Genomic DNA, 21,713 nt, shown 5'->3' with positions numbered 1-21,713 from the left:
TTGATGCAAGTCATCGTTTTGCCGAAAACAAAAAGAATAAGGGTTTTTACGAGTGATATAGTTTACATACATTTGTGAATGTATACGACAACCCGTTAAATTGACTTGCAGGAGACATGGATTGGCCCGTCGGACAAAAGAAGAAGCCATGGCGACCCGGCACAAGCTGCTGGATGCTGCGGAACACCTGTTTCAGGCGCAAGGTGTCTCACGCACAAGCCTGCAGGACATTGCACGCCGCGCAGGCGCTACACGCGGTGCTGTCTACTGGCATTTCAAGGACAAGGCAGACCTGTTCAACGCCATGATGGAACGGGTCACCCTGCCCATGGAAAACGCGTTCAACCAGGAAATTGACCCGCAGCAACATCCGGGCGAGGACCTCCTCAATCCGATGGACAGGATACGACGTTCCACTGCCAACGCGCTGCGACAAATTGTGACTGACGCGCAAACGCGGCGCGTGTTTGAAGTGGCGACCCAGAAGGTCGAATATGTGGAAGAACTCCAGGCGGTTCGCCTGCGTCACCTGGCAGTGCGCGGTGGTTTTTTATCCGGCATCCAGCAAAGCATGGAGGCGGCAACTGCACAGATGCGCCTCCAGTTACCTGCGCCGGCTTCAGCGGCGGCGCAGGGGCTACATGCGCTGATCGATGGCCTGATACAGAACTGGCTGCTGGATCCGGGGGCTTTTGACCTGTTGGAGGTCGGCCAGCATGCGATTGATGTTTACCTGAGGGGACTCGGCTTTCCTGGCTCACCTGCAGCTTCAGGCTCGCCCAAGCCGGCTTAGTGCAAATGCCGGGGCTTGCGGCCACCGCCGCCATGGCCCGAACCGCCCGGCGGTCCGCCCAGGCCGCGCGGCGGTTTACCGAGTTGCATCGAGTTCACCAGTGCATCAAAGCGCTGCTCGAACAGCTTGTCGACAGCCGCAACGACCTCACCGAGCTCTGATCCGTCAAAGTGGCGCTCCATCAGGCCGATCATGTCCTGGACCAGGAGATCGCGCTGCACCTGCATGATGGCTGCCGGCGTGGGGCCCACAAAATACATCGCGAAATCATCACGGGCCTCCTCATCGTCGGCACCTTCATCTTCGTCAAAGTCGGAGTCATAGAAGGTCACTTCGATGGGAGCGCCCGCTTCCGCGAGGTCGTTCAGGCCCATGCACATTTCGTCAAGCGCCTGGCGAAAATCTTCGTCACCAGGGACTGTCCAGCACATTTGCAGCAAATGTTTTTGCGCGTCGAACCGGATGCCCGGCTCTTCCTCATAAGCGCTGGCAGCACCGGCCGCCAGGGACTTGGAGCCGGTGTACTTCCACAGCGGCTTGAGGGCCTCCTGCAGCTGTTCAAAATTAACGTCCGCGCGCAATGGCACTTCGCCGTGGACGTGGATCTCAAAAGGTGTGTTGTAGCGGGACATGATGGAATTTATCTTACCCAGTTTTCAAAAGCGCGCCCGGCGCGTGGGTGAGCCGCCCAATCGTGGTGCCTGAGACCGGAATCGAACCGGTACGCCCGTTATTCACGAAGCGGCGGATTTTAAGTCCGCTGTGTCTACCTATTTCACCACTCAGGCTCAAACGCCGTATTCAAACGTCCGGCAGCGTATTGTCAAACAAAAAAGCCCCATAACTGGGGCTGGTTGCAGGGAGCTGTGATGGAGGCGCGGGCCGGAGTCGAACCGACCTACTCGGATTTGCAATCCGGTACATAACCGCTTTGTTACCGCGCCGTATTCTGTCTGCCTGATAAAGCCCTACGGCTTTACCCAATAATCCAACGAAACCCCCAATGAAAAAGGACAGCATTTTTAAAGTGCTGCCCTTTGAATTGGAGCGGGAGAAGAGTCTCGAACTCTCGACCTCAACCTTGGCAAGGTTGCGCTCTACCAACTGAGCTACTCCCGCGATTACAGCCTCAAATTATAGCGTAGTTTTTTGGGCTTTTCCAAAAGCCGCAAAAAACTTTGCGAAAGGCCTCATTAATGCTTCACCGTACCGGCTGCTTCCGCAGGCGGAACCACAGCAGCCGGCGCAACAACAGCGGCTTCCTCGTCGGTCAGCGGAACAGGCTGGCGCTCGAGCGCAACCTGCAACACCTGGTCGATCCATTTCACCGGCACGATCTCCAGGCCGCTCTTGACGTTGTCTGGAATCTCCTGCAGGTCCTTGGCATTTTCCTCGGGGATCAGCACGGTCTTGATGCCGCCCCTCAAGGCAGCGAGCAGTTTTTCCTTCAGCCCGCCGATGGCCGTGACCTCGCCGCGCAACGTGATCTCGCCCGTCATGGCCACATCACCGCGCACAGGGATACCCGTCATCGCTGAAACAAAAGCGGTGGTCATCGCGGCACCCGCGCTTGGGCCGTCCTTCGGTGTTGCCCCGTCCGGTACGTGGATATGGATATCGCGCTTTTCAAACATCTCGTCCTTGATGCCGAGAACCTTGGAACGGCTGCGCACCACCGTGCGTGCGGCCTCAACGGATTCCTTCATGACATCGCCCAGCGATCCCGTACGTGTGATCACGCCCTTGCCGGGCATCATGGCAGCCTCAATCGTCAGCAAGTCGCCGCCGACTTCCGTCCACGCCAGCCCCACCACCTGGCCGACCTGGTTTTGTTGTTCGGCACGACCATAGTTGAACTTGCGCACGCCCAGAAAATCGTTGAGGTTATCGGGTGTCACGACGACCTTGGGTGTCATCTTCTTGAGCTGGATACCCTTGACCACCTTGCGGCAGATCTTGGAGAGTTCGCGCTCAAGCGAGCGCACGCCGGCTTCACGTGTGTAGTAACGCACGATGTCACGCACCGCCTGCTCCTGCACTTCAAGCTCTTCTTCCTTCACGCCGTTGTTCTTGACCTGCTTGGGCAACAGATAGCGCATTGCGATGCTGGTCTTTTCGTCTTCGGTGTAACCGGAAAGGCGAATCACCTCCATGCGGTCCAGCAAGGCTGGCGGAATGTTCATCGAGTTCGAGGTGGCCACGAACATCACGTCGCTCAGGTCGAAGTCCACCTCGACATAGTGGTCACCGAAGGTGTGATTCTGCTCAGGGTCGAGCACCTCCAGCAGCGCGCTGGACGGGTCGCCACGGAAGTCGGTGCCCAGCTTGTCGATCTCATCCAGCAGGAACAGCGGATTGCGCGTGCCGGCCTTGGTCAGGCTCTGCAGGACCTTGCCCGGCAAAGCGCCAATATAGGTACGGCGATGGCCGCGGATTTCAGCTTCATCGCGCATGCCGCCCAAAGCCATACGCACATACTTGCGGCCCGTGGCCTTGGCGATCGACTGGCCCAGGGAGGTTTTGCCGACCCCGGGAGGCCCAACCAGGCACAGGATAGGAGCCTTGAGCTTGTCCACGCGCTGCTGCACCGCAAGATACTCAACAATGCGGTCTTTGACTTTTTCAAGACCATAGTGGTCTTCGTTGAGAACGTTCTCGGCGTTGCCCAGGTCGTGTTTGATCTTGGTCTTTTTGCTCCACGGCAGGCCGGTCAGCACATCGATATAGGTGCGCACCACGGTCGCCTCCGCGGACATCGGCGACATGAGTTTGAGCTTCTTGAGCTCGCTCTCGGCCTTTTTACGGGCTTCCTGCGGCATCTTGGCGGTCTTGATCTTTTTCTCGATCTCTTCGATGTCCGCCCCCTCTTCGCCTTCGCCCAGTTCCTTCTGGATGGCCTTGACCTGCTCGTTGAGGTAAAAATCGCGCTGGTTCTTTTCCATCTGGCGCTTCACACGCCCGCGGATTTTTTTGTCGACGTTGAGGATGTCGACCTCACGCTCAAGCTGTTCGTACAGGTTCTCCAGCCGGGCCTTGACATTGTCAAGATCCAGGATCACCTGCTTCGCATCCAGCTTGAGCGGCAGGTGCGCGGCAATCGTGTCGGCCAGGCGTCCCGCATCGTCGATGCTGGAAATCGAGGTCAGTATCTCGGGCGGAATCTTCTTGTTCAATTTGACGTAATGGTCAAACTGCTGCATCACGGCACGGCGCAATGCTTCTATCTCACTGGTCTTGTCACCGGCGATCACAACCACGGGCTCTACAGGTGTGACATTGGCCGTGAAATGCTGCTCGCCCTCTTCGATCTTGTTCACACTGGCGCGCTGCTGTCCTTCCACCAAAACCTTGACAGTACCGTCAGGCAATTTGAGCAGTTGCAGGATCGTGGCAACGCAGCCCACCTGGAACATATCTTCCACCGAAGGCTCATCCTTGGCCGCAGCCTTCTGCGCCACCAGCATGATGCGGCGCTCGGCCTCCATCGCCGACTCCAGCGCCTTGATGCTCTTGGGGCGGCCCACGAACAGGGGGATCACCATGTGCGGAAAGACCACCACATCCCGCAAAGGCAGGAGGGGAAGGTCAATGGGGGTGGAAGGCAATGAAGTTTGTCCGGACATATAAACCTTAAACGTTAGCCGTGACGGCCAGTTGCATGGCCCGGCGAAACACAATCAACCCAGACATGGGGCGCAGGAGGCGCTTTTCAAGCATTCCGGCCAGCCTTTTGGGATGTTCAGGCTTTCTTGGCCGCTTCACGGTACACAAGCAAGGGGGCTTTGTTTTCTTCGATTGTGGACTCGTCCACCACCACTTTATCCACATTGCTGGCATTCGGCAGGTCGAACATGGTGTCGATCAGCGACTGCTCCAGGATGGAACGCAAGCCGCGCGCACCGGTTTTACGGGCCAGCGCCCTGCGGGCAATCGCTTTGAGTGCGGAGGGCCGGATTTCCAGATCAACCCCTTCCATGGCCAGCAACTTGCTGAATTGCTTGACCACGGCATTTTTGGGTTCTGTAAGGATCTGCACCAAGGCGTCTTCTGTGAGCTCGGCCAGCGTCGCCACGACCGGCATCCGGCCGACCAGCTCAGGAATCAGCCCGAACTTGATCAGGTCTTCAGGCTCGACATCCTTGAAGGCTTCGGTCAGGCTGCGGGCCTTCTTGCTCTTGACGGCCGCGCCAAAACCGATCCCGGAAGCTTCGGTCCGGTTCTCGATGACCTTTTCCAGGCCCGAGAATGCACCGCCGCAGATAAACAGGATATTCGTGGTGTCCACCTGCAGGAAGTCCTGGTTGGGGTGCTTGCGGCCGCCCTGTGGCGGCACCGACGCCATCGTTCCTTCGATCAGTTTGAGCAGCGCCTGCTGCACACCCTCGCCGGACACGTCACGCGTGATGGAAGGGTTGTCGGACTTGCGCGAAATCTTGTCAATTTCGTCAATGTAGACAATCCCCTGCTGGGCACGTTCAACTTCGTAATTGCAGCTCTGCAGCAGCTTCTGAATGATGTTTTCGACATCCTCGCCGACATAACCTGCTTCGGTCAGCGTAGTAGCGTCGGCCATCACAAAGGGAACGTTCAGCGTACGCGCCAGCGTTTGGGCCAGCAGGGTCTTGCCGGAACCTGTGGGGCCGATCAGCAAAATATTGCTTTTGGTCAGCTCCACATCGTCTTTTTTGGCTTTTTCCTTGTGGCGCAGCCGCTTGTAGTGGTTGTACACCGCCACTGCCAGGGTGCGCTTGGCCGGTTCCTGGCCAATCACATAGCCGTCCAGTGTTCCCTTGATCTCTGAGGGCGTGGGCAGGTCGGTGCGCGTCTCACGAACGTCGTCACCAGCGGGGAGTTCGTCGCGAATGATCTCGTTGCAAAGATCGATGCACTCGTCACAGATAAAAACCGAAGGGCCAGCGATCAGTTTTTTGACTTCGTGCTGACTTTTACCGCAGAAGGAGCAGTGCAAAGTCTTTTCGCTGGAGGAGCCTTTTTTCTCGGCCATTGGGGGGATGCCTTTAAGGAGCCTGAAGGGGGAACTGTTACCTAATGATAACCAATAAAAAAACGGCGTTTCTGTTACAGAAAACGCCGTTGTTGCAGTGCAACTGAAGAGCTTTCGACGCTCAGGGCCGCTTGGAAATGACCTGGTCGACCAGCCCGTACTCTTTGGCGTCTTCCGCAAACATGAAATAGTCACGTTCGGTATCGCGTTCGATCTTTTCGATAGGCTGGCCGGTATTGGCCGCCAGGATGCGGTTGAGCTGGTCCCGCGTCTTGAGAATGTCGCGGGCATGGATTTCAATGTCCGACGCCTGGCCTTGCGCACCACCGGATGGTTGGTGAATCATGACGCGGGAATTAGGCAGCGAAAAGCGCTTGCCTTTAGTGCCGGCCGACAGCAGGAAAGCACCCATGCTGGCCGCCATGCCCACGCACAGGGTGGAAACGTCGGGTTTGATGAATTGCATGGTGTCGTAAATCGCCATGCCGGCCGTCACGGAACCGCCGGGGGAGTTGATGTAGAAGGAAATGTCCTTGTCCGGGTTTTCGCTCTCCAGGAAGAGGAGCTGGGCCACCACCAGGTTGGCCGTCTGGTCATTGACCGGCCCCACCAGGAAAATCACGCGCTCCTTGAGCAGGCGCGAATAAATGTCGTAAGAGCGCTCGCCACGGCCGGATTGCTCGATGACCATGGGCACCATGCCCAAGCCTTGTGCATCCTGCGCGCCGGCTTGCGGGGCCGTATAAGCGCCGCCGTAAATACTGTTTCGGACCATCATGTTTTCTCCAGAGATGTTTGTACTGTACCCAAAAACTCCCCCAGGGAGTTTCGGCGATGGCTGACAACAGATTCGCGAGCTGTTGTGCCGTAGCTCAAAGAAATTGGGGCCTGTGCCGCAAAGCACAAGCCCCAATGTCAGCAAAGGCGCTGAAGAATCAGTTCTGGCCCATCAGCTCGTCAAAGGAGATGGCTTTTTCGCTGACTTTGGCTTTGCCCAGCACGAAGTCGGTCACGTTGTTTTCAATCACAACAGCCTCGACTTCGGCCATGCGACGGTTGTCGCTCAGGTACCAGCGCACTACGTCTTGCGGCTTCTCGTAGCTGGCGGCCAGCTCTTCGATGTGCGCCTTGAGCTGCTCAGGCTTGGCCTGCAGGTCATTGCTGCGCACCAATTCAGCCACCACCAGGCCCAGGCGCACGCGCTTTTCGGCTTGGGGACGGAAGATTTCTTCGGGAATCGGCGCCTTGTCGGCGTCCTTGATGCCGCGCTGCTTCAAGTCGGCGCGGGCGCCTTCGATCATGCGGTCCAGCTCGGCCTGGACGCTGGACTTGGGCAGGTCGAGTTCGGCGTTGGCGACCAACGCGTCCATCACGGCGTTCTTGTTACGGGCCAGCAGGCGGAACTTGACTTCGCGCTCGAGGTTTTTCTTGATGTCGGTGCGCAGGCCTTCGACCGTGGAGTCAGCGATGCCCAGGGACTTGGCCAGTGCTTCATTGACTTCGGGCAGGTGAGCTGCTTCGATTTTTTTGACCGTCACGAGGAAATCGGCCTGTTTTCCGGCCACATCTTTACCGTGGTAGTCGGCGGGGAAGTTCAGGGGGAAGGTCTTGCTTTCGCCGCTTTTCATGCCGCGCACGGCGTCTTCGAATTCCTTGAGCATTTGCCCGTCGCCGATCAGGAACTGGTAGTCCTCGGCCTTGCCGCCGGCGAAAGGCTCGCCGTCGATCTTGCCTTCGAAGTCGATGGTGGCGCGGTCACCGTCTTGCGCCGGCGCATCGGCTGCGCGCTGGGCAAAGGTACGGCGCTGCTTGCGCAGGATATCCAGCGTCTTGTCGATGGCGGCGTCGCTGACTTCAGCGCTGACCTTTTCGACTTCGGCGCCCGACAGGTCGGCGATCTTGACTTCAGGGTAGACCTCGAACACCGCGTCAAACACCAGTTCGCCCTCAGGCGCGCCCTCTTTTTCGCTGATGCGGGGCTGGCCGGCAACACGCAGCTTGGCTTCATTGGCGGCCACGGCAAAAGCTTCACCGACCTTGTCGTTCATGACTTCGTAGTGCACCGAATAGCCGTAGCGCTGGGCCACCACGTTCATGGGGACTTTGCCCGGACGGAAGCCGTCCATCTTGACCGTACGGGCCAGCTTCTTCAGACGGGTATCAACTTCCGACTGAATGGTGTTGACGGGCAGCGAGAGCGTCATTTTGCGCTCGAGCTTTTCAAGGGTTTCAACAGTCACGGCCATGATGGTTCCTAAGATCAAAAATAGTCAAAACAGGTTTTCACCTGGCATGTTGCGGGGTTTGCCGCAACGACTGAAAGCAAGGAGGGGCAACAGGGCCGCCCACAAGCCTCAGGGTGGTGCGCGGGGCGGGACTCGAACCCGCACATCCTTGCGGACGTCAGGACCTAAACCTGGTGCGTCTACCAATTTCGCCACCCGCGCGCCTGAAATAAAAACGGGAATCCGAAAAACCTCCGAATCCCCGCTTGAAATCGGTCAACTCTCTATTTTAGCCGTTATCGGGCCCGGTTTTTCGTCCGGAACCGACGGCCAGAGAGAATCAGGCCGGCTGTGGCTTTTCGCCCATGTGTGGCTTAACTTCCAGCTTATCTTCCCGTTTGACACGGAACCACGCTGCATACATGGCAGGCAGGGCCAGCAAGGTCAGCACCGTCGCCACCACCAGGCCGCCCATAATGGCAACCGCCATAGGCCCCCAGAACACGCTGCGCGACAGCGGGATCATGGCCAAAACCGCCGCGGCGGCCGTCAGCACAATCGGCCGAAGCCTGCGCACGGCCGACTCGACGATGGCTTCCCAGGTGGGTACGCCGCGGGCGCGGTCCTGCTCGATCTGGTCGATCAGGATCACCGAGTTGCGGATGATCATGCCGAACAGCGCAATCACGCCCAGCAGCGCGACGAAACCAAACGGCCGGTTCAACAACAGCAGAGCTCCGGCCACACCTGCGATGCCCATGAAGCCCGTCAAAAAGGCGAGGATCGAACGGCTGAAGCTGTGCAGTTGCAGCATCAACAGGGTGAGCACGATAAACAGTGCGACCGGCAAGCCCGCCACAATTGAGGAGGATCCCTTGCTGCTTTCCTCCACCGCGCCGGCCACCTGGATGCGGTAGCCCGCCATGCCCTTGTCCAGCCACTTGGCTTCCAGCGCCTTGAGCTTGGGCATCAACTCCTGTGTCACCGTGGCACCCTGCAGGCCTTCGACGATGTCACTTTGCACCGTGATGGCGTAGTCGCGGTTCTCGCGCCACATCACGCCCGGTTCCCAGGTAAACACCGGCTTGGCAATCTGCGTCAGCGGAATCGACTTGCCTGAAGCCGTAGGCAGGTAGGCGTTGCCGATGTCGGTGATTGCGTTTCGCTCGTCCAGCGGCTGGCGCAGCACGATGTCGATCAGCTTGTCACCCTCACGGAACTGGCCGACTGAGGTGCCTGCCAGGATGGTGCGTGAAGCCTGTGCAATCGACTGGCTGGTCACGCCCAGCGCGCGCGCCTTGGCCTGGTCCACTTCCAGCCGCAGCACTTTCACCGACTCGTTCCAGTTGTCGTTCACACCGCGCGTGTTGCCGCTCTCGCGCATCACCGCCTTGACCTCATCGGCGCGGTCACGCAGCACCAGCGGGTCAATACCGACCACGCGGAACTGCACCGGGTAAGGCACGGGCGGACCGTTGGGCAACAGCTTGACCCGACCGCGCACTTCGGGGAATTCGGTGGCCAGCAGGGCGGGCAGCTTGATGCGCAGCGACTCGCGCACCTTCAGGTCTTTCGGCAGCACAATCATCTGCGAGACGTTGGTTTGCGGAAAAACCTGGTCCAGCGGCAAATAAAAGCGCGGCACGCCCGAGCCTATCCAGGTGCTGACCGTGCTCACGCCCTCCTCCTTCATGAGGCGCGCCTCCACCCGTTTAGCCGTGGCCTCGTTGGCGGCGAAGGAAGTTCCTTCCGGGAACCAGATATCGACCATGATCTCGGGCCGGCTGGAGTCCGGGAAGAACTGCTGCTGCACCTTGCCCATGCCGACGATGCCCAGCGCAAAAATCAGCACCGTCGAGCCGATGGTGATCCAGCGATGCTCCACGCACCAGTTCACCGTTTTGCGAAAGGTGTTGTAGAACGGGCTGTCGAACATCTCATGCGGGCTGTCCTGGCCTGCGGCCACTTCCTGTACATGCGGCGGCACCTTCAGAAGCAGCGTTCCCAAATAAGGAACGAAATAAACGGAGACGATCCAGCTGAGCACCAGCGCGATCACCGTCACCGCAAAAATCGCAAAGGTGTATTCACCGGTGGTGGACTTGGCCAGGCCGATGGGCAAAAATCCCGTGGCCGTGATCAGCGTGCCCGTCAACATGGGCATGGCCGTAATCTCATAGGCAAAGGTTGCGGCGCGCACCTTGTCGTAGCCCTCTTCCATTTTGCGCACCATCATCTCGACAGCGATGATGGCGTCGTCCACCAGCAGGCCCAGCGCAATGATGAGCGAGCCCAGCGAAATCTTGTGCAGCCCGATGCCGTAGTACCACATGGCCAGAAAGGTCAGGCTCAGTACCAGCGGGATTGTGATGCCCACCACCAGGCCAGGCCGCATGTCGATGTAATAACGCTTCCACAACGGGAGCTGGCCGGGGCCGTTGTGCGGCCGCTTGTGAAAGCCCAGGGCGATGAAACTCACCGCCAGCACGATCACCACGGCCTCGATCAGCACGCGCACGAACTCGTTGACCGAGGTGGCCACCGCCTTGGGCTGGTTCTGCACGTTCACCAGCTCGATGCCCCTTGGCAAGGTTTTTTCGATTCGGCCCGACAGCGCCGTGAGCGACTTGCCCAGCGCGATGATATCGCCGCCCTTGCCCATGGACACGCCCAGCGCAATCACTTCCTTGCCCTGGTGATGCACCTTGACGGAAGGCGGATCCACATAACCGCGCTTGATTTCGGCGATGTCGCCCAGTTGCAGCTGGTTGCCGGAGCTGCCGCGAATCGGCATGATGCGCAATTGTTCAATCGCCTCGAACTGACCCGCCACGCGCACCTGCACCACATCCAGCGGCGTCTGCACCGCACCGGCAGATTCCACCGCGTTTTGCTGGCCCAGTTGCGCCAGCACCTGGTTCAGGTCCAGCCCCAGTTGCGCCAGGCGCTTTTGCGAAATCTCTATGTAGACTTTTTCGTCCTGGACACCAAACAGCTCCACCTTGCTCACGTCGGGCACACGCAGCAGTTGCTGGCGCACATCGTCGGCAAAAGTCTTGAGTTCAGCGTAATTGAAGCCGTCGGCTTCCAGCGCGTAGATCACGCCATACACATCGCCGAATTCGTCGTTGAAGAACGGGCCCTGGATGCCGCCCGGCAACGTGCCGCGCATGTCGCCGATTTTCTTGCGCACCGAATACCAGACGTTGGCAACGTCGCCGGGTTTGGACGAGTCCTTGATCTGGAAAATGATCTGCGATTCACCGGGTTTGGAGTAGCTGCGAATCCTGTCGGCATAAGGCGCTTCCTGCAGCGTGCGCTCCAGCTTGTCGGTCACCTGCTCGGCCACCTGCTGCGCTGTCGCGCCCGGCCAGTAGGTGCGCACGACCATGGCGCGGAAGGTAAACGGTGGGTCTTCGTCCTGCCCAAGCTGGAAGTAGGCGACAAAGCCCAGAATCATCAGCACCAGCAGGAGATAACGGGTGAGCGCCGGGTGGTCCAGCGCCCATTTGGAAAGGTTGAAACGGGTCGAGGGCGAAGCCAGTTCGCCGGCAGCGCTGCTGCTGTCTGGATGGGGTTGCGTCATGCCGTCCTCACTTCGCGGCAGAAGCCGCGGAGACGGCAACCGGTGCTGTCACAGGCGCCGCGGATGTCGCGGGCGTTGCTACTGAATTGATAGCTGTTTGCGCAGGACTGGCGCCGGCTACAGCCACACTTGGCTGGTAAATACTGACTTTCTGGCCCGGCGAGAGCACATGCACGCCGGCGCTGACCACCAGCATCCCGGGCTGCAACCCGGAAGCCACCACCACGTCGTTGCCGTCGGCCGTGGCAACCTGAATGAGTTGCGGTTTGACGGTCATGGTGGCCTTGTCAACCACCCATACCGCCGTGGCCTTGCCTTCCTGACGCAGCGCTGTTGTCGGCAGCTTGATGACCGGCGCACCCACCACGCTGCCGGCCTGCGGCACCACATACACCGTGGCACCTAGCGGCGGCGGTTCTTTCGCGTCAACGGAAACCTTGACGGTGTAGGTCCGCGTGACGGGGTCATTGCTGGCCGCCACTTCGCGCACTTTTCCAGTCAGCTCGGCGGTCTGGGACCACACGCGGATACTGACCGGCGAGCCGACCTTGATGGCCGCCACCTTGTCTTCGGGCACAGAGAACACCACATCACGCACACCATCCGCTGCAATCCGCACCACCGGCGCGCCAGCCGTCACGACCTGGCCCGGCTCGGCCTCGATGGCGGTGACAACCCCCGACACGTCCGCGACCAGCGCCGCGTAGTTGGCCTGGTTGCCCTGCACGGCCAGTTGGGACTGGGCTTGCTCCAGTTGCGCCTGCGCTGCCTTCAGGGTGGTTTCGCGGCGCTCCAGTTCGGCGCCGCTGATGAAGTTCTGCTCTTTCAGCTCCCTATAGCGCTTGAAATCGGCGGCAGCAAGGTCGCGGTTGGTGGCGGCGGCGGCGACCTGCGCACGGGCTGCATCGGCCGCGAGCTTGTAATCCTGGGGATCGAGGTTGGCAAGCACTTGCCCGGCCTTGACGCGCTGGCCCAGTTCAGCCTGCCGCTTGATGATCTTCCCCGCAACCCGAAAGCCGAGCCTCGATTCCACCTGGGCGCGGACCTCGCCAGCATATTCGTGGCTCGATGAAAAGGCGTTGGTCCCGACAGTGACCACCTTGACGGCGCGAACCGGCTCTTCTGGCGGGGCGGGTTTGGAACAGGCGGCCAGCAGGACGGCGGCGCCCACCAGGGAGAAAACGGTTTTGTTCATGATCTGATCGGGATGAAACCCGCTTGGATGGCAGGGTAAAAAATGAGCCTGGAAAAGGGTCAGGAAACTGCTACTGACTGACCGGTTAGTAATCTAGGGTAATTGCCAAGGCTTGTCAAGCGACAATCGCCCGCATGACCCAAGGCTCCCAATCGCCAGCCACCCTGACGCCGTCTCTGCAGGGTGTAGCGCACTATGAAAACTTCCCGGTGGCTTCGCTGCTGTGCCCACCGCGCCTGCGTCCGCCCATCGCGGCGATTTACTGGTTTGCCCGCACGGCGGATGACATCGCCGATGAAGGCGATGCCCCACCGGCGGCACGCCTGGCTGACCTGGCGGCCTACCGCGCGGACCTGATGGCCGCCTCTGCAGGCCTTGCACCTTCGCCTCGCTGGGCGCCCGTGTTTGCACAGCTGGCGCCCATGATGGCGGAATTCCAGCTGCCGGTAAATCTGCTGGCTGACTTACTCAGCGCTTTCGAGCAGGACGTCGTCAAGCAGCGTTATGCCGATGAGGCCGAGCTGGCCCATTACTGCAACCGCTCGGCCAATCCCGTGGGCCGGCTGCTGCTGCATCTGTACGGCATCCATGATGCCGCCTCGCTGCAGATGAGCGACTGCATTTGCACCGCCCTGCAACTCATCAATTTCTGGCAAGACCTCAGCGTGGACATTCCGCGCGGGCGCATTTACCTGCCGGCCGATGCCTGGGCCCGCCATGGCGTTGACGAAGCACAACTGCTGGCACTGGAGGCCAACCCCTCTACTATCAATTTGATAGCTGTTTGCGCACGCTCTGCAAGGGCCACGATGCTAAAAGGCTTGCCACTCACGAAAAGAATACCGGGCCGCGGCGGCTGGGAGTTGCGGCTGGTGGTGCAAGGCGGCCTGCGCATCCTTGAGAAAATCGAGGCCCAGGGATTCAATACCCTGCAGCGGCGCCCCAAGCTCGGCCCCTGGGATGTACTGGTGATGGGCTGGCGCGCGCTGTTCATGTAGCCAAGCAGCCGGATCGCATCAGGGACGGACAGACCTGTCAACAAACCCACAGAAAGCCACATGGCAACGCCACCGGTAAAACTGCCGCCCTCGGGCCTCTATCGCGCGCTGGTGTGGGGCTTCTTCCTCTTTTGCTTCAGCTTCGCGCTGATCGGCGGCGTCATCGCAGAGCAGGCGCTGGCCGCCCTCAATTGCCAATTCCATGCAGACCCGCGAGCCGGAACGTGTTCCTTCTTCCAGAACGCGTTGGCCTCAAGGCTCACACCCTTTCTGTCTGCGCAGACTCCGCTGGATTACCCCTTCATCCTGTTGCGCAACTTCTGGTGGCTCATCCTGGCCTGGCTGGTCGCCATCGGCTGGAGCCGCCATGCATACCAAAACCCCAAGGCCATTACTGCCCCGCGTGCGCCTGCCGCCACGGCAGTGCCAATGCAACGAAGGTTGCACCAGTTTTTGCAAGTCAGCTTCTGGATTTTGCTGCTGGGGTTGATCGCGTTTTGCATCGCCTTCGGCACGCCCTTCCTGAGCACGTATGTATCGCGCGAAATACTGCAGGCCCTCGGATGCAATCCGGGCAGCTTCGATCCCCTGGTATCGGCCTGCATGTCCAGGCCTGGTTTCTGGACACCCCGGCTGCAGCCGTTCCTGCTGCCCTTGCTGGGTCAATTAGGCTCCCCGCTCTGGCTCTTCTGGCAATTCGGTGATGTGTTGATCATCTGGGTCGTCCTGATTGCCGTGGTGTTTGCGCTGAAGCTTTACTTCGCCGAACGCACTGCCCCCAAAGCATCCTGATACCCATCCGGCCAACAAGTCCCATGTGACAATTACCGTATGACGCCTGAGCAATATGTCCAGCAAAAAGCCGCCGCATCCGGCAGCAGTTTTTATTACGCCTTCCTGTTCTTACCCAAGGAACGGCGCGCCGCCATCACCGCGTTCTACGCCTTTTGCCGCGAGATCGACGATGTCGTCGACGAAATTACCGACCCCGGCGTAGCGCGCACCAAGCTCGCCTGGTGGCAAGGCGAGGTGCTCAACGCCTATGCCGGCAACCCAACCCATCCAGTGATGAAGGCGCTGATGCCGCTGGCCCTCACCTATCGCATTGAAGCGCGCCACCTGCAGGCTGTCATTGATGGCTGCCAGATGGACCTGGAGCAAAACCGCTACCTGGATTTTCCCGGCCTGCGGCAGTATTGCCACCTGGTGGCCGGCATCGTGGGCGAAGTGGCGGCGCGCATCTTCGGCCAGACCGACGAAGCCACCACCGCCTACGCGCACAAGCTCGGCCTGGCGTTCCAGCTCACCAATATCATCCGGGACGTCGGCGAAGACGCGATGCGCGGGCGCATCTACCTGCCCGTCAACGAGCTGCAGCAATTTGACGTGAAGGCGCATGAGGTCCTCAAGCGCCAGTACTCCGACCGCTTCAGCGCACTGATGAAATTCCAGACCGACCGCGCGCTGGCGCTCTATGACGAGGCACTGGCCATGCTGCCCGAAGCCGACCGCCGCGCCCAGAAGCCCGGCCTCATGATGGCCAGCATCTACCGCACCCTGCTGCGCGAAATCGCCTCCGATGGCTACCAGGTGCTGCACCAGCGCGTCAGTCTCACACCGCTGCGCAAATTCTGGCTGGCGTGGAAGACCCAGGCCTTCGGCAAAATCCAATGAGCCCCCACGCTCCCCACTTCGTGTGGTTCGCTGCCCCCCGCGGGGGCCCTGCGCCTGCGGCCTGGCAAAGCCAGTTCCGCGGCCCCGGCTGGTATGGAACTCACACGATCACCTGCACGCAACCGTGCCCATCATGAGAGTCGCCGTGATCGGCGCCGGCTGGGCCGGATGCGCTGCTGCCGTGGAGGCCACGCGCCTGGGTTACCAGGTCACGTTGTTTGAGACCACCCGCATCGCCGGCGGACGTGCGCGCCGCGTTGGCGGCACGGTGGCAGGCAAGCCGGTCGTGCTCGACAACGGCCAGCACATCCTGATTGGTGCATATGCCGAAACGCTGCGCCTGATGAAGGACCTGGGTGTCGACGCAGAAACTTCCTTGCTGCGAATGCCGCTGACACTGCGGTTTCCGGACGGCAGCGGCCTGAGCCTTCCGCAGCTGCCGGCCCCGCTTGATGCGCTGGCCGGTATCCTCCTGGCACGCGGCTGGTCCTGGGCCGACAAGCTCTCGATGCTCAAGGTCGCCGTTGGCTGGCAGCTCGCGAAATTCAAGTGCGACCCCGGCGTGTCGGTGGCCGACCTGTGCCGCGGCCTGTTACCCGGTGCCATGGCCTCATTGATCGAGCCCCTCTGCGTCTCGGCGCTGAACACGCCAGCAGAGCGCGCCAGCGGCCAGGTTTTCCTGCGCGTGATGCACGACTCGCTGTTCTCGGAAAGCGACGGCTCCAACCTCTTGCTGCCGCGCGCCGACCTCAGCGCACTGCTGCCCGACGCCGCCCTGCGCTGGCTGGCGGCCCAGGGCAGCACCGTGCGGCTGGGCGCCCGCGTGCAATCCATTGCGCCCCTCGGTTCCAGCTGGGTGGTCAACACCGACATCAGCGCAGCCTTCGACTGCTTGGTGCTGGCCTGCCCGCCCCATGAAGCGGCGCGGCTTGTGGAAAGCAGCGGCCTGCAACCCGGCGACTGGCTGGCGCAGGCGAAAGGCCTTCAACACGAAGCGCTGACCACGGTCTACGCCTGGGCGGCAGGCGTGCGCCTTCAGCAGCCCATGCTGGCCTTACGCGCCGATGCGACCGGACCCGCGCAATTTGTGTTCGACCGCGGGCAACTGGGCGGGCCCACCGGCCTGCTGGCTTTTGTGATCAGCGCCAGCACGGGCGATGGCACGACGCTGGCTGCACAGGTACTGGCGCAGGCGGCACAGCAGCTGGGCCTGGACACCTTGCAGGTGGTGCAAACCATCGTGGAAAAGCGTGCGACTTTTGCCTGCACGCCGGGCCTGCTGCGCCCGGCAATCGAGGTAGCACCAGGTCTTTATGCCTGCGGCGATTACATCGCCGGGCCTTATCCGGCCACGCTGGAGGGAGCCGTGCGCTCGGGGCTGGAAGCGGCGCAGCGCCTGCATTGATCTGCCCCGGCACATCCGCGGCTCGCGGTCATCGCGACCACGTCGCCCGTATTGCTATCAATTAAATAGCTGCTTGCGCACAGCCACAATGGGTTTCAGGCACTTTTCGCCATAAATCTCACCGCGCGGTACGCCGGACGCGCAAGACAGCGCTTGAGCCACTCGTCCACTGCCGGGCATTGCGCCATCAGGCCCGCAGCGCCCTGAATCCACGCCAGCACGGAAGCCACGCAGATATCGGCCGCCGTAAAGCGTTCACCCGCCAGGTAGCTGCGCGACTGCAAATGCTGTTCGAGCACCCGCAGCGGGCCCAGCAGATGCCGCTCGGCGTCCTCGGCCAGCTGGGGCTTGCGGCGCTCTGTCGGCATCATGATGCGGTGCATCAGGAACGCCAGGGCGTCTTTTTCGCACTCGGTCACCACCCAGAAGCTCCAGCGCAGGATGTCTGCCTGCTCCGCGGAACTCTGCGCGGCAAGGCCGGATGCATCAGCGCTTTTGAATCGCTCGGCCAGGTAAAGCACGCAGGCCATGGACTCCCAGACCAGGACCCCATCGTCATCCACCACGGGGATCCGGCCGTTCGGGTTGATGGCAAGAAACTCCGGCGTGCGCGTAGCGCCGCCCACATACGGCAACGCAATGTGCTCATAGGACAAGCCCATTTCCTGTGCCGTCCACAGGGGACGCGCTGCGCGCGAAGCGGCTGTGCCGTAGATTTTGAGTGTCATCGCAAGCGCCTCTTGAAAGTCAACCGTTCACTGCGGGAACAAATCGCACAGCTCTGTCAGCGTGGTCACCGTTTCGTGCGGCACCGCGGGGTGTGCCCACATCTGGTCAGAGCGATTCACCCACACCGTCTGCATGCCGCAATTAAGCGCGCCCAGCACGTCCAGTGTGGCGTCGTCACCCACATGCAATACTTCCTGGGGCAGTACCTCCACGGCCCCAGCTGCCGCATGAAAAATGCGCGGGTCGGGCTTGCCCACACCGAACTGCTGGGCGCTGATGGCCGCCCTGAAATACCGGCCGATGCCGATTCGTTCGACGTCCGCGTTGCCGTTGGAAACCGCCACCAGCGGGTAACGCCCGGACAGGAATTCCAGCGCCAGCACCGCGTCTTCAAACAAGGTGACCCGGTTGCGCTCTTCAAAGAAGACGTTGAACGCAGCCTCCGCCAGCAACGGGTCTTCGCCGGAGCGGTACAGCGCCACCCGTATCGCCTCCCGGCGTATCGCGCTCAGGTTGTATTTGAGCTCCGGGCGCGAGCGTGTGACGTGCTCCCGGATCTCATGGCGCGCCGCCGGGTTGGAAAACAGCGCCGCGGTCATCGGTGCATGCTGGCTGAGCCAGTCGTCCAGTGCTTTCTCGGCCCTTTCAATGGCAGGCCAGATGGGCCACAGGGTGTCATCGAGGTCAAGTGTGATGGCTTTTATGGTGGACAGGTCAAGCATAGGCAGCGTCAATGGGATAGGCGAGAATAACCCATGTCTTTTCGCTCGCGCATCCTCACGCCTTTCAACCCCGAACCCCCCTTCACGCACGATGCAGCGCCAGCCACGCCCACGGCCTGCGGCACGGCCGTCCTGCTCTGCAACCTGGGTACGCCCGATGAAGCGACGGCACCGGCATTGCGCCGCTACCTCGCGGAGTTTTTAAGCGACCCGCGCGTGGTTGAAATCCCCAGAGCGCTCTGGTGGCTGATCCTGCACGGAATCATCCTCCGCGTGCGGCCCAAAAAGTCTGCGGCCAAATACGCCAGCATCTGGATGAAGGAAGGCTCGCCGCTGCGGGTGTGGACGCAAAAGCAGGCCGTCATGCTGCGCGGTTACCTGGCAGTGCGTGGACTGCCCGTCGAGGTGCGTTACGCCATGCGTTACGGCCATCCATCCATCGCCTCGCAGCTTGATCAGCTCAAGGCCGACGGCGTCACGCGCATCCTCATCCTGCCGGCCTATCCGCAATACAGCGGCACCACCACGGCCAGCGTTTTTGATGCGGTCTACGCCTGGGCGGCGCGCATACGCCGCATCCCCGAGTTCCGCTTTGTCAACCACTACCACGATCATCCCGGCTATATCAGCGCGCTGGCGGCACGCGTGCGCGAACACTGGCGCACCGCCGGCCGCGGCGAGCAGCTGGTCATGAGCTTTCACGGGGTACCCGAGCGCACGCTGAAGCTGGGCGACCCGTATCACTGTGAATGCCATAAAACCGCCCGGCTGCTGGCCACCCAACTGAGCCTGCAGCCTGCGCAGTACAAGGTCACCTTCCAGTCGCGCTTTGGCAAGGCCAAATGGCTTGAGCCGTATACCGAGCCCACACTGGTGGCCCTGGCAAAGGCAGGTGTCGGGCGGGTCGATGTGATTTGCCCCGGTTTTACCGGCGACTGCCTCGAAACGCTGGAGGAAATCAACATGGAAGCCCGCGAAGCTTTCCTGCATGCGGGCGGCAAGGAATTCAGCTACATCCCTTGCCTGAACGACAGCCATGAATGGATTGCGGGGCTTGCCGAGCTGGCGCAGCTGCATCTTTCAGGCTGGCCGGTAGCCGGCGCAGAAGCTGCGGAATTGACCAGCACACGCCAGCGCGCGCGGGCCCTGGGTGCCAACCAATAAGCCATATTCCTTGCGGTGGCTATCAAGCCTTGAGCTTGAGCAGCTGCATCATTAGCTGTGTGGTCTTGGTATCAAAGTCGATAAAGTTGGTGAGGTCAGCCCCGGACAGCCAGGACTGCTCCCAGTAACTTTCCTTGAGCGTTTTTTTCCACAGCTCATAGGCCAGCGACGCCTTGACGCCGTCAACCATCTCCGACTGGCGCGCGGGCGTGACGCCCTGGCCGGTAAAAACTGCCCGCCAGTTCGCCATGTCCAGGTCCAGCCCCTGCTCCCGCACGGACCGCACACCGTAGCTGGTCTTCTTGGATGACACACCCACGGCGCGCAGCTTGCCGCTGGCCAGTTCTGCGCTGAAAGTTCCGTATCCGGAAACGCCGGCCACCGCCTTGCCGGTCAATACCGCATCCACCAATTCAAAATTGCGGGCAAAGGGCAGATACACCGGGTCTTCAGGGCGGCTACCGGCAGACTTTGCCAGCAGGCCGGCGAACACGTGGTCCACACCCCCAACAGAGCCAATCGCCATGGGCGTCAGCCTGGGGCTGGTGCGCAGGCGCTCAGCCAGTTCGTTGACGGTCTTGATGGGCGAGTTGCCGGCGACCACCACCACGAGGTAGTCGCTGGTCAGGCGGGCCACCGGGCGGAGCCGGGTCAGGTCCACGGCTGGTTTTTGCAAAGCCACTGCGCCGACCAGGTTGCTGTCACCCATGAAAAGCGCATTGGGATCGGAGCCGTACTTGCCGGCATACCAGGCCAGCCCTGTGGTGCCGCCGTGCCCCTCCTTGTTTTCGTATTCAATCTCGTCGCTCAGGCCCAGGCCGACCAGGGCATCGCCGAGGGCACGGCCCGCTTCGTCCAGCGTGCTGCGCGAGGCGGCTGGTATGACGATGCGCAATCTGGGCGCAAGCTTGCCCTTCACGGCAGCCTGTGCCCACAAGGGTGCTGGGACAACGCCGGCGGCAGCTGCGCCCAGGCAGGAGAGCCCACCGAGAAAAATACGTCGTCGGACATTCGGCATGAGATTCTCCAGCGGTGGTGGCATGTATCAGGCAACAGGCCGGCATGCGCCGGTTTCCCCAACAGGTACAGCACTTTCCATGCCATCCATCAGATGGACGCCGGAGAAAGAAAAGGGGTGACCCACGCGGCCGCCCCTTCCGAAAACCCTGGCGCAGAGCGTCAGGCTTTGAGCTTGAGCAGGTGCACCATGACTCGCGAGGTCGTCAGGTCAAAGTCAATGAAGCTGGTAAAACCGGGTCCCGAGAGCAGCGAAGAATCCCAGTGGTTCTGCTTCAGTGTTTTTTGCCAGGACTCATACCCTGCGGCGGCTTTCACCGCTTCGACCATTTCGGCCTGGCGCGCGGGTGCCACGTTTTGGCCGGTAAACACACCACGCCAGTTGGCCATGTCCACATCGAGCCCCTGCTCGCGAATCGAGGGAATGCCAAAAACCGTGCGCTTGGACGACACGCCAATGGCACGCAATTTTCCGCTGGCGAGTTCATCGCTGAACTCGCTGTAGCCCGATATGCCGGCCACTGCCTTGCCACCCAGCACGGCCTGTACCACCTCGGCACCGCCGGCGAAAGGCAAATACACCAGTTCTTCCGGTTTGCTTTGGGAGGCTCGGGTCAGCACCCCCGCAAACACATGATCCACACCACCGGCCGACCCGCCGGCGATCGGCACGTCTTTGGGGTTGGTGCGCAGCCGGCTGGCAAGATCGGCAACGGTACGGATCGGCGAGCTGGCAGCGACCACCACCACGAGGTAGTCACTGGTCAGGCGGGCTATCGGCTGGATGCGAGTCATGTCGACCGCGGGTTTTTGCAAGGCAACCGCGCCCACCATGACCATACCGCCCATCAACAGGGTGTTGGGATCGTTGCCGTATTTTTCGGCGTAATACGCCAGGCCGATGGTGCCGCCCTTGCCGCCCTTGTTTTCGTATTCGATCTCGTCAGCGGCGCCGACACCCAGCAAGGCCGTACCCAACGCACGGCCGGTCTGGTCCCAGCCCCCGCCGGCGTTGGCCGGTATCACAATGCGCAGTTTCGAAGTTAGTTTGGCGGTCTTGCCTTTTGGAGAAGCGACAGCTGCCGGCGCCTTGGCGGATTGCGCCAATGCGGGGAATGTACTGCCCAACGTGGTCAGGCCCAACCCGGCGAGCCCACCCAATGCGGTGCGTCGTTTGATGTTCAGCATGTCATCTCCTTT

17 protein-coding genes and 4 tRNA genes are annotated in these 21,713 nt (G+C 61.0%); 6 read left to right on the top strand and 15 right to left on the bottom strand.

What is annotated here, in order from left to right:
• Nucleotides 1-121: 121 nt before the first annotated feature.
• Nucleotides 122-793: a TetR family transcriptional regulator gene (locus AC1DZE_RS07065; RefSeq protein WP_477669031.1), complete on the top strand. Its 672-nt coding sequence runs from the start codon at nt 122-124 to the stop codon at nt 791-793.
• Here the strand turns inward: AC1DZE_RS07065 and AC1DZE_RS07060 are convergent.
• From AC1DZE_RS07060 to AC1DZE_RS07010, 11 genes are all read right to left on the bottom strand, one after another.
• Nucleotides 790-1,425 carry a DUF6806 family protein gene (locus AC1DZE_RS07060; RefSeq protein WP_477669030.1) on the bottom strand — a complete coding sequence of 212 codons (636 nt, stop codon included), beginning with the start codon at nt 1,423-1,425 and terminating at the stop codon, nt 790-792. The two genes, AC1DZE_RS07065 and AC1DZE_RS07060, sit on opposite strands and share 4 nt — an antisense overlap.
• Before the next feature lie 63 nt (nt 1,426-1,488).
• Nucleotides 1,489-1,581: transfer RNA gene (locus AC1DZE_RS07055), tRNA-Leu, on the bottom strand.
• Between the two features lie 82 nt (nt 1,582-1,663).
• Nucleotides 1,664-1,737 (bottom strand) — tRNA-Cys (locus tag AC1DZE_RS07050).
• A 99-nt stretch (nt 1,738-1,836) separates the two neighbouring features.
• A tRNA-Gly gene (locus AC1DZE_RS07045) sits at nt 1,837-1,912 on the bottom strand.
• 74 nt (nt 1,913-1,986) lie between these two features.
• Complete coding sequence (gene lon, locus AC1DZE_RS07040) at nt 1,987-4,416, bottom strand: endopeptidase La (protein ID WP_477665737.1); 2,430 nt, start codon at nt 4,414-4,416, stop codon at nt 1,987-1,989.
• Between the two features lie 116 nt (nt 4,417-4,532).
• The gene (gene clpX / locus AC1DZE_RS07035) at nt 4,533-5,798 is read right to left on the bottom strand and encodes an ATP-dependent Clp protease ATP-binding subunit ClpX (protein WP_457280299.1); all 1,266 of its coding nucleotides are present in this window, start codon (nt 5,796-5,798) and stop codon (nt 4,533-4,535) included.
• Nucleotides 5,799-5,919: 121 nt separating this feature from the next.
• Nucleotides 5,920-6,576, bottom strand: a complete 657-nt coding sequence (clpP, locus tag AC1DZE_RS07030) for an ATP-dependent Clp endopeptidase proteolytic subunit ClpP (RefSeq protein WP_477669029.1) — start codon at nt 6,574-6,576, stop codon at nt 5,920-5,922.
• A gap of 157 nt (nt 6,577-6,733) precedes the next feature.
• A complete protein-coding gene (gene tig / locus AC1DZE_RS07025; protein WP_477669028.1) occupies nt 6,734-8,044 on the bottom strand; it encodes a trigger factor in 1,311 nt (436 codons plus the stop codon).
• 114 nt (nt 8,045-8,158) lie between these two features.
• Nucleotides 8,159-8,245, bottom strand: a tRNA-Leu gene (locus AC1DZE_RS07020).
• 118 nt (nt 8,246-8,363) lie between these two features.
• Entirely contained in the window at nt 8,364-11,609 is a 3,246-nt protein-coding gene (locus AC1DZE_RS07015) for an efflux RND transporter permease subunit (protein WP_477669027.1), read from the bottom strand.
• A 7-nt stretch (nt 11,610-11,616) separates the two neighbouring features.
• The gene (locus tag AC1DZE_RS07010; RefSeq protein ID WP_477669026.1) at nt 11,617-12,804 is read right to left on the bottom strand and encodes an efflux RND transporter periplasmic adaptor subunit; all 1,188 of its coding nucleotides are present in this window, start codon (nt 12,802-12,804) and stop codon (nt 11,617-11,619) included.
• A gap of 134 nt (nt 12,805-12,938) precedes the next feature.
• Between AC1DZE_RS07010 and hpnC the strand changes: the two genes are divergently transcribed.
• The 4 genes from hpnC to hpnE all read left to right on the top strand — a co-directional run bounded on the left by hpnC (nt 12,939) and on the right by hpnE (nt 16,881).
• Nucleotides 12,939-13,802: a squalene synthase HpnC gene (gene hpnC, locus AC1DZE_RS07005; RefSeq protein ID WP_477669025.1), complete on the top strand. Its 864-nt coding sequence runs from the start codon at nt 12,939-12,941 to the stop codon at nt 13,800-13,802.
• Nucleotides 13,803-13,862: 60 nt separating this feature from the next.
• Nucleotides 13,863-14,594 (top strand): hypothetical protein, encoded by a 732-nt coding sequence (locus AC1DZE_RS07000; RefSeq protein ID WP_477669024.1) that lies wholly within the window; start codon nt 13,863-13,865, stop codon nt 14,592-14,594.
• 39 nt (nt 14,595-14,633) lie between these two features.
• Nucleotides 14,634-15,476 carry a presqualene diphosphate synthase HpnD gene (gene hpnD / locus AC1DZE_RS06995; RefSeq protein ID WP_477669023.1) on the top strand — a complete coding sequence of 281 codons (843 nt, stop codon included), beginning with the start codon at nt 14,634-14,636 and terminating at the stop codon, nt 15,474-15,476.
• Between the two features lie 133 nt (nt 15,477-15,609).
• Nucleotides 15,610-16,881, top strand: a complete 1,272-nt coding sequence (gene hpnE, locus AC1DZE_RS06990; protein ID WP_477699911.1) for a hydroxysqualene dehydroxylase HpnE — start codon at nt 15,610-15,612, stop codon at nt 16,879-16,881.
• 95 nt (nt 16,882-16,976) lie between these two features.
• On the opposite strand, the gene AC1DZE_RS06985 is transcribed toward hpnE, so the two are convergent.
• Complete coding sequence (locus AC1DZE_RS06985; RefSeq protein WP_477669021.1) at nt 16,977-17,609, bottom strand: glutathione S-transferase family protein; 633 nt, start codon at nt 17,607-17,609, stop codon at nt 16,977-16,979.
• Between the two features lie 27 nt (nt 17,610-17,636).
• Complete coding sequence (locus tag AC1DZE_RS06980) at nt 17,637-18,332, bottom strand: HAD family hydrolase (RefSeq protein ID WP_477669020.1); 696 nt, start codon at nt 18,330-18,332, stop codon at nt 17,637-17,639.
• Nucleotides 18,333-18,365: 33 nt separating this feature from the next.
• Here AC1DZE_RS06980 and hemH point away from each other — a divergent pair, with 33 nt between their 5' ends.
• Complete coding sequence (gene hemH / locus AC1DZE_RS06975) at nt 18,366-19,496, top strand: ferrochelatase (RefSeq protein ID WP_477673075.1); 1,131 nt, start codon at nt 18,366-18,368, stop codon at nt 19,494-19,496.
• Between the two features lie 22 nt (nt 19,497-19,518).
• Here the strand turns inward: hemH and AC1DZE_RS06970 are convergent, their stop codons facing one another.
• Nucleotides 19,519-20,514, bottom strand: a complete 996-nt coding sequence (locus AC1DZE_RS06970; protein WP_477699910.1) for a tripartite tricarboxylate transporter substrate-binding protein — start codon at nt 20,512-20,514, stop codon at nt 19,519-19,521.
• A gap of 161 nt (nt 20,515-20,675) precedes the next feature.
• Nucleotides 20,676-21,701: a Bug family tripartite tricarboxylate transporter substrate binding protein gene (locus tag AC1DZE_RS06965; protein WP_477669017.1), complete on the bottom strand. Its 1,026-nt coding sequence runs from the start codon at nt 21,699-21,701 to the stop codon at nt 20,676-20,678.
• Nucleotides 21,702-21,713: the final 12 nt, after the last annotated feature.

The organism is Polaromonas sp. P1_F1 (assembly GCF_056405795.1).
The sequence above is the reverse complement of the archived record's forward strand: the minus strand, read 5'-3'. Positions and strand labels throughout refer to the sequence as shown.

Coding starts and splice junctions, on each gene's coding strand:
- AC1DZE_RS06980 (WP_477669020.1), bottom strand. CDS start 18,332: ATGCTTGACCTGTCCACCATAAAAGCCATCACACTTGACCTCGATGAC.
- hpnD (WP_477669023.1), top strand. CDS start 14,634: ATGACGCCTGAGCAATATGTCCAGCAAAAAGCCGCCGCATCCGGCAGC.
- hpnE (WP_477699911.1), top strand. CDS start 15,610: ATGAGAGTCGCCGTGATCGGCGCCGGCTGGGCCGGATGCGCTGCTGCC.
- lon (WP_477665737.1), bottom strand. CDS start 4,416: ATGTCCGGACAAACTTCATTGCCTTCCACCCCCATTGACCTTCCCCTC.
- hpnC (WP_477669025.1), top strand. CDS start 12,939: ATGACCCAAGGCTCCCAATCGCCAGCCACCCTGACGCCGTCTCTGCAG.
- AC1DZE_RS07015 (WP_477669027.1), bottom strand. CDS start 11,609: ATGACGCAACCCCATCCAGACAGCAGCAGCGCTGCCGGCGAACTGGCT.
- clpX (WP_457280299.1), bottom strand. CDS start 5,798: ATGGCCGAGAAAAAAGGCTCCTCCAGCGAAAAGACTTTGCACTGCTCC.
- tig (WP_477669028.1), bottom strand. CDS start 8,044: ATGGCCGTGACTGTTGAAACCCTTGAAAAGCTCGAGCGCAAAATGACG.
- clpP (WP_477669029.1), bottom strand. CDS start 6,576: ATGATGGTCCGAAACAGTATTTACGGCGGCGCTTATACGGCCCCGCAA.
- AC1DZE_RS07060 (WP_477669030.1), bottom strand. CDS start 1,425: ATGTCCCGCTACAACACACCTTTTGAGATCCACGTCCACGGCGAAGTG.
- hemH (WP_477673075.1), top strand. CDS start 18,366: ATGTCTTTTCGCTCGCGCATCCTCACGCCTTTCAACCCCGAACCCCCC.
- AC1DZE_RS07000 (WP_477669024.1), top strand. CDS start 13,863: ATGGCAACGCCACCGGTAAAACTGCCGCCCTCGGGCCTCTATCGCGCG.
- AC1DZE_RS06965 (WP_477669017.1), bottom strand. CDS start 21,701: ATGCTGAACATCAAACGACGCACCGCATTGGGTGGGCTCGCCGGGTTG.
- AC1DZE_RS06985 (WP_477669021.1), bottom strand. CDS start 17,609: ATGACACTCAAAATCTACGGCACAGCCGCTTCGCGCGCAGCGCGTCCC.
- AC1DZE_RS07010 (WP_477669026.1), bottom strand. CDS start 12,804: ATGAACAAAACCGTTTTCTCCCTGGTGGGCGCCGCCGTCCTGCTGGCC.
- AC1DZE_RS06970 (WP_477699910.1), bottom strand. CDS start 20,514: ATGCCGAATGTCCGACGACGTATTTTTCTCGGTGGGCTCTCCTGCCTG.